Origin of the sequence: Streptomyces sp. NPDC059398 (assembly GCF_042751845.1) — a bacterium.
GTDB lineage: Bacteria > Actinomycetota > Actinomycetes > Streptomycetales > Streptomycetaceae > Streptomyces.
On record NZ_JBHYWP010000011.1, the window covers coordinates 96,336 to 102,372 of the forward strand.

At 72.2% G+C, this 6,037-nt stretch carries 5 protein-coding genes and 1 pseudogene; 3 read left to right on the top strand and 3 right to left on the bottom strand.

The window, feature by feature from the left end; genetic code table 11:
* Positions 1-97 precede the first annotated feature (97 nt).
* Positions 98-757, top strand: a pseudogene (locus ACFXBC_RS06745) (1-phosphofructokinase family hexose kinase); the annotation flags it as partial.
* 85 nt (positions 758-842) lie between these two features.
* Here ACFXBC_RS06745 and ACFXBC_RS06750 read toward each other — a convergent pair.
* Together ACFXBC_RS06750 and cdgB are read right to left on the bottom strand one after the other, a co-directional pair.
* Positions 843-1,862 carry a carbohydrate-binding protein gene (locus ACFXBC_RS06750; RefSeq protein ID WP_385019442.1) on the bottom strand — a complete coding sequence of 340 codons (1,020 nt, stop codon included), beginning with the start codon at positions 1,860-1,862 and terminating at the stop codon, positions 843-845.
* Between the two features lie 97 nt (positions 1,863-1,959).
* Positions 1,960-3,648, bottom strand: coding sequence for a diguanylate cyclase CdgB (cdgB, locus tag ACFXBC_RS06755; RefSeq protein ID WP_385019444.1), 1,689 nt, complete (start codon positions 3,646-3,648; stop codon positions 1,960-1,962).
* Between the two features lie 427 nt (positions 3,649-4,075).
* Here cdgB and ACFXBC_RS06760 point away from each other — a divergent pair, with 427 nt between their 5' ends.
* The gene (locus ACFXBC_RS06760) at positions 4,076-4,630 is read left to right on the top strand and encodes a flavin reductase family protein (RefSeq protein WP_385019446.1); all 555 of its coding nucleotides are present in this window, start codon (positions 4,076-4,078) and stop codon (positions 4,628-4,630) included.
* Positions 4,631-4,736: 106 nt separating this feature from the next.
* Here the strand turns inward: ACFXBC_RS06760 and arfB are convergent, their stop codons facing one another.
* Positions 4,737-5,165 carry an alternative ribosome rescue aminoacyl-tRNA hydrolase ArfB gene (gene arfB, locus ACFXBC_RS06765; protein WP_385019449.1) on the bottom strand — a complete coding sequence of 143 codons (429 nt, stop codon included), beginning with the start codon at positions 5,163-5,165 and terminating at the stop codon, positions 4,737-4,739.
* A 202-nt stretch (positions 5,166-5,367) separates the two neighbouring features.
* On the opposite strand from arfB, the gene ACFXBC_RS06770 reads away from it, so the two are divergent.
* On the top strand, positions 5,368-5,943 hold the full coding sequence (locus tag ACFXBC_RS06770; protein ID WP_385019451.1) for a TerD family protein: 576 nt from the start codon (positions 5,368-5,370) through the stop codon (positions 5,941-5,943).
* Positions 5,944-6,037: the final 94 nt, after the last annotated feature.

Here is a 6,037-nt window from a genome sequence, read left to right on the forward strand (position 1 = left end):
GGGGGGGGGGGGGGGGGGGGGGGGGGTCGCCCGCCGGGGGGGGGGGGGCGGCCCCCCCCCCGGGGCGGCGGGGGGCCCGCCCCCCCCCCCCCCCCCCACGATCGCCGTGGTCGACGCGGAGTCGGGCGACACCACCCAGCTGAACGAGCCGGGGCCGACCATATCGGCCGACGAGTGGGACGCCTTCCTCACCTCGTACGGAAAGCTGCTGGCCGACGCCGAAGCGGTGGCCCTCTGCGGCAGCCTGCCGCCGGGCGTCCCGGTCGGCGCCTACGCCCAGCTGGTGAAGCAGGCCCGCGGCGCCGGGGTCCCGGTCCTCCTGGACACCAGCGGTGAGCCGCTGCGCCGGGGCATCGCCGCCCGCCCCGACCTGGTCAAGCCGAACGCCGACGAACTGGCCCAGCTGACCGGCTCCCGCGAACCGCAGCGCGCCACCCGCGATGCCCGCCGCCGCGGCGCCCACACCGTGGTCGCCTCACTCGGCGCCGAAGGGATGCTGGCCGCATCGCCCGAGGGCAGCTGGCAGGCGCTGCCCCCGGCCCGTTTCCAGGGCAACCCGACCGGCGCGGGCGACTCGGCGGTCGCCGGACTGCTCTCGGGTCTGGTGGAAGAACTCCCATGGCCGGAACGGCTGGCCAGGGCGGTGGCGCTCTCGGCGGCCACCGTGCTGGCGCCCGCGGCGGGCGAGTTCGACCGGAAAGCGTACGAGGACCTGCTTCCGCAGGTCCTCGTCACCGCTCACACACCGTCGGCCTAGTCCGGGCCCGTCCCGGCGGGACTCACGGACGCTCGGCCTTGCCGTCTCAGTGCGTCATGTCAGGGCGTCATGTCAGTGCGTCATGTCAGGGCGTCATGGTGGACTTGCCGTCCTGGGTCTGCAGGAAGACCTGGTCCAGGTTGACGCCGCACTGGTCGCCGTCCTCGCAGGAGATCTTTATGGTGTTGGAGCCCTTCTTGAGGTTGACCAGGTTCCAGGTGTTGGTCCACCCCTTCGAGGCGTCACCGTCCGGGGCTCCGGCGTAGTTCTTCATGTTGACCGACCCGGGCTTCGCGTCGCCGTTCACGGTGAGCGAGGTCTTGGCGTCCTTGCCCGGCACGCCGTAGTCGATGGAGAGCCGGTAGGGGCCGGCCGAGGGGGCGTCCACCGTCCAGGTAGCCGAGTCGCCGGGCTGGTTGATCACCACATAGGTGCCCCCGGAGCCCTTGGCGCCCGGCACGTCCTTGCTGGTCGTCGCCGCACCGCTGAGCTGGAGCGTCGCGGCGTCCTGCTTCGGCAGCTCGGTCTTCGGGGGCTTCGCCGACGCGCTCTTGCTGGGCTGGGCCGTCTCGGCGGTGGTCTGGCCGCCGCCCGAGTTGTCCGGCGCGGCGTCCTGGTCCTTCGAGTCGCCGCTGGTCGCCAGCGCCACCCCGATCCCGATGAGAACGACCGCGACCACCGCGACCGCGCCGATCAGCAGCCCCTTGTGGTTCGGGCCGCCCCGGCCGCCGTTGCCCGGCTGCCGCGGGGGCTGCTGGACGGGGGGACCGCCGGGATAGGTCTCCGGTGCCGCGTACTGCGCGGTCGGCCGGCCGTACGCCTGCTGCTGGCCGTACGCCTGCTGACCGTGCTGCTGGGGCGGATACCCGTACCCCTGCTGAGGAGCCTGCGGTGCCTGCTGCCCGTACTGGCGCTCGCCGACCGTCCGCACATGGTTGTACGACGTCCGGGGCACCCCGGGCTGCCCGCCGGACGTCGGACCCGGGTAGCCGTATCCGCCGCCGCCGGGCGGGGGAACGGCTCCTGCTGCCCGGCCGTCCTCGTACAGATAGCCGAACGGATCGTCGTCCTCGGGTGTGCTCGCGCCGTTGTTGCCGGCCGTCATCCCTTGCACTCCTCACACATCGCTGACCCGGGGAGCCTACCCCGTACGGATGAACGGTCCGGCCAGTCCGGACGGTCCCGGCCACCGGCGAAAGGCCCTACCCGGCCCGCCGGTGCAGCTTGGACCTGGACCGCTTCTCCACGTACATCCGCTGGTCGGCGGAGCGCAGCACCTCTTCGACCGTCATGCCGCAGCTCGCCCAGCCGATGCCGAAGCTGGCCCCGACGCGGACCGCCCTGCCGTCCACCCGGATGGGCGGAATGATCGCGTTCCGCAGCCGTACGGCCAGGTCGGCGGCGTCCGCCGAGCCGAGACCGTCCGCCAGGACGACGAACTCGTCACCGCCGAGCCTGGCGACCGTGTCACCGTCGCGCACCCCGGAGGTGAGCCTGCGCGCCACCTCGATGAGGACCGCGTCCCCGGTGTGGTGGCCGAAGCGGTCGTTGATCGACTTGAAGCCGTCGAGGTCGCAGAAGAGCACCGCGAGGCCCTTCGTCCCGTCGTCGCCGTCCGGCCCCGCTCCCCCGGTCCCGTCCCCGGTCTCGGACGAGGGGGCGACGGTGTGCACATGCTCGTAGAGACCGGCGCCCGACCCGCCACCGAAGGCGAACGGACTCGTCCCGTACGCCCGGTCCGCCCCCGCGGGACCCTGTTCGTACGCCGCGTCCAGCGCCTCGACGGCCGTCTCGCGCACCGCGTCCGGCCACTCGCAGAGCCGGGAGCTGAGCCGGGCGCGCAGCTCCGCGCTGTTGGGCAGCCCGGTCAGCGAGTCGTGCGATGCGCGGTGCGCGAGGGCCAGCTCATGGCGCTTGCGCTCCTCGACGTCCTCGACGTGGGTCAGCAGGAAACGGGGGCCGTCGGTGGTGTCCGCCACCACGGAGTTGCGGAGCGAGACCCAGACGTACGAGGTGTCGCGGCGCCGCAGCCGCAGCTCGGCGCGGCCGCCCTCGGCGGAGGTGCGCAGCAGGGTGCCGACGTCCTCGGGGTGGACCAGATCGGCGAAGGAGTACCGGCGCATCGCGGAAGCGGGCCTTCCGAGCAGCCGGCAGAGCGCGTCGTTGGTCCGCAGCAGCCTGCCGTGCTGGTCGCCGCCCATCTCCGCGATGGCCATCCCGCTCGGCGCGTACTCGAAGGCCTGCCGGAAAGACTCCTCGCTGGCGCGCAGGGCCTGCTGCTCACGCTCCAGGCGGACCAGGGCGCGCTGCATGTTGGAGCGCAGCCGGGCGTTGCTGATCGCGATGGCGGCCTGGAACGCGTACATCTGGAGCGCTTCCTGGCCCCACGCCCCGGGGTGCCTGCCGTTGCGCGGGCGGTCGACGGATATGACGCCGATCAGCTCACCGCCGGAGGCGTCGGTCGCGTACATCGGGGCGAAGAGCCGGTCGGACGGGTGCCACTCGTCCTCGAAACGCGGCTCCGGGCCGTCGTTGTGCACCTGCGGCACGTCGTCGTTGTCGAGGACCCAGCCCTCGGTGTACGGGATGAACCTCAGGTCGCCCCAGGCCACGCCCATGGAGAGCCTGCGCTCCCAGGAGGTGCGGGAGCCGACGCGGCCGGTCATCAGGGCGGCGGCGGAGTCGTCCCCGGCGAGGGCCGCGACCATGAGGTCGCCGTCCGGACGCACCACATTGACGCAGGCCAGCTCATAGCCGAGCCCGGCCACGACGCCGTCGGCCACGGTCTGCAGGGTGTCCGCCAGGCTGCGGGCCTGGTTGAGTTGGGCGACCGCCTGGTGCAACTGCCGCAGGGTCGCAAGACGGACGTACGGCTCCGACTCGCTCTCCATCGTTCGCTCTCCCCGAGACCTCGACAGCAACTCCAGGGTTCTTGATCGGCGCTCTTGGTGCAGTGTCTCCGCCACTGAATCACAGCGAGCTGTGCACCAGGTACGCAGGGTCAACAATTTATGCCGGTCGTGACTCAAGTCACAAGGGGGTACGGGGGGTTGAATGGGCGGGATGAGCCGATTGAGGCGATTGAGACGAATGAGAAGCCCGATGCGCGGAGGGCGGGAAGCCGGGCGGACAGACGGACGAGAAGCCGGATGAGAAGCAGCCGGCCGGCCGTGGGTCCTGGCGGGTCCGGGGCCGGGGGTCCGGGCGGGTCCCGGCCGGGGTGGGTCCGGGCGGGTCGGGTCCGGGGCCGGGTCTTAGGACCTGTCTGGTCCTGTGGACCGATGTGGCGGGTCCGCGGCCGGAGCTAGCGTTCCTGATGTGTCCCAGACGATCCCCGCCCCGCGTTCCGAGCCCATCCCCCATCCTGAGGGGGTGAGCAACGACGACTTCCGCGCCGCCATGTCCCGGCTGGCCGCCGGTGTGGTGCTGGTGACCGCCCATGACGTGGACGGCGGCCCGCGCGGCGCCGACGTCGGGATGACGGCGACCTCGTTCATGTCGGTGTCGCTGGACCCGCCACTGGCGATGGTGAGCGTACGGAACGACTCCCGGATGGACGACCTGCTGGCGGAGCAGCCGTACTGGGCGGCCTCGCTCCTGGCGGAGAGTCAGCGGCAGATCGCGGGCCGGTTCTCGATGAAGGGCCGCATCAGCGACGAGCTGCTCTTCGCCGATCTCGCGTTCACCCGCGGCGAGGTGTCGGGGGCCCCGCTCATCGGGGGCGCGCTGGCGACGCTGGAGTGTGTGACGGAGCAGCGGGTGGTGGCGGGGGACCACACCCTGGTGATCGGCCGCGTCCTGACGACGGATCTGCCCGGCCGGGAGACCGGCCCGCTGGCGTACTTCCAGGGGCGGTACCGGCAGCTGGGGTGAGGGCGGGGAGCGGGCTCCCGCCCGAGTGGGGCCGGAGGCGGGGCTCCCTCCGTAAGGCGCCTTACGGTCCGGGGAACGTTCCCGCCCGTGCGGGGCCGGACGCGGGTCAGTCCCAGCCGCGGCCGGCCCGGCCCCGTTTGGTGTCGCTGCGCTGCTTCTTGTTCCGCAGCCGCCGCTCGTTGATCCCGCGAGGGATCTTCGTGGCCCGCCGCGGCTTCGGCGGCGGCGCCGTGGCCTCCGCGAGCAGCGAGGCGAGCCGCACCGCCGCCATCTCGCGGTTGCGCCACTGCGACCGGTGCTCCGACGCCCGTACGGTGACCACCCCGCCGACGAGCCGGGAGGCCAGCCGCTCCAGGGCGCGCTCCTTCCAGACCGGTGGCAGCGCCTCCGTGTTCGCGAGGTCGAAGCGGAGCTCCACCTGCGTGTCACTGGTGTTGACGTGCTGGCCGCCGGGTCCTGACGAGCGCGAGAAACGCCACATGAGTTCGGCCTCCGGCAGGGAGACCGCACCACGGACGACATAGGGACCGGACATATGTCCATGGTCGCCGGTCCGAGCCGGTGCGTCACCCTTTTTTCGCGGCCGGGGCCGTTCGGTGGTCCGCCGCGCGCCGGGTAAAGAAAGCAAAGAGGGCGGGGAGAGTTGGAACCTCCCGGTCCCCTGCCGACGTTATGGCGGGTGACGGTAGCTTCGTGACCACACGAAGCCCGCGCACCGAACGGAAAGGGACATCCCCATGGCTGTAAGCCTGTCCAAGGGCGGCAACGTCTCGCTCACCAAGGAGGCCCCGGGCCTGACCGCCGTCACGGTGGGCCTCGGCTGGGACGTCCGCACGACCACCGGCACCGACTTCGACCTCGACGCCTCCGCCATCGCGGTGAACGGCGAGGGCAAGGTCTACTCCGACGGCCACTTCGTCTTCTTCAACAACAAGGCGACGCCGGACCAGACCATCGTGCACACCGGTGACAACGTCACGGGCCAGGGCGAGGGCGACGACGAGCAGATCAAGGTCAACCTGGCCGGCCTGCCCGCCGACGTCGAGAAGATCGTCTTCCCGGTCTCGATCTACGACGCGGAGAACCGCTCGCAGAACTTCGGCCAGGTGCGGAACGCCTTCATCCGGATCGTCAACCAGGCCGGCGAGGCCGAGATCGCCCGCTACGACCTGAGCGAGGACGCCGCCACGGAGACCGCGATGGTCTTCGGCGAGCTCTACCGCAACGGCGCGGAGTGGAAGTTCCGCGCGGTCGGCCAGGGTTACGCGTCGGGCCTGGTCGGCATCGCCCAGGACTTCGGCGTCTCGGTCTGACGCCAGGGACGACACCACGGGCCGCGCCCGCGCCAGCAGCCGGGGCCGCGCGCCGGGGGGCGGGGGCCGCGGGTCGGGCCGGCGGGGGTGTCTA

Coding starts and splice junctions, on each gene's coding strand:
- ACFXBC_RS06750 (WP_385019442.1), bottom strand. CDS start 1,862: ATGACGGCCGGCAACAACGGCGCGAGCACACCCGAGGACGACGATCCG.
- cdgB (WP_385019444.1), bottom strand. CDS start 3,648: ATGGAGAGCGAGTCGGAGCCGTACGTCCGTCTTGCGACCCTGCGGCAG.
- arfB (WP_385019449.1), bottom strand. CDS start 5,165: ATGTCCGGTCCCTATGTCGTCCGTGGTGCGGTCTCCCTGCCGGAGGCC.
- ACFXBC_RS06770 (WP_385019451.1), top strand. CDS start 5,368: ATGGCTGTAAGCCTGTCCAAGGGCGGCAACGTCTCGCTCACCAAGGAG.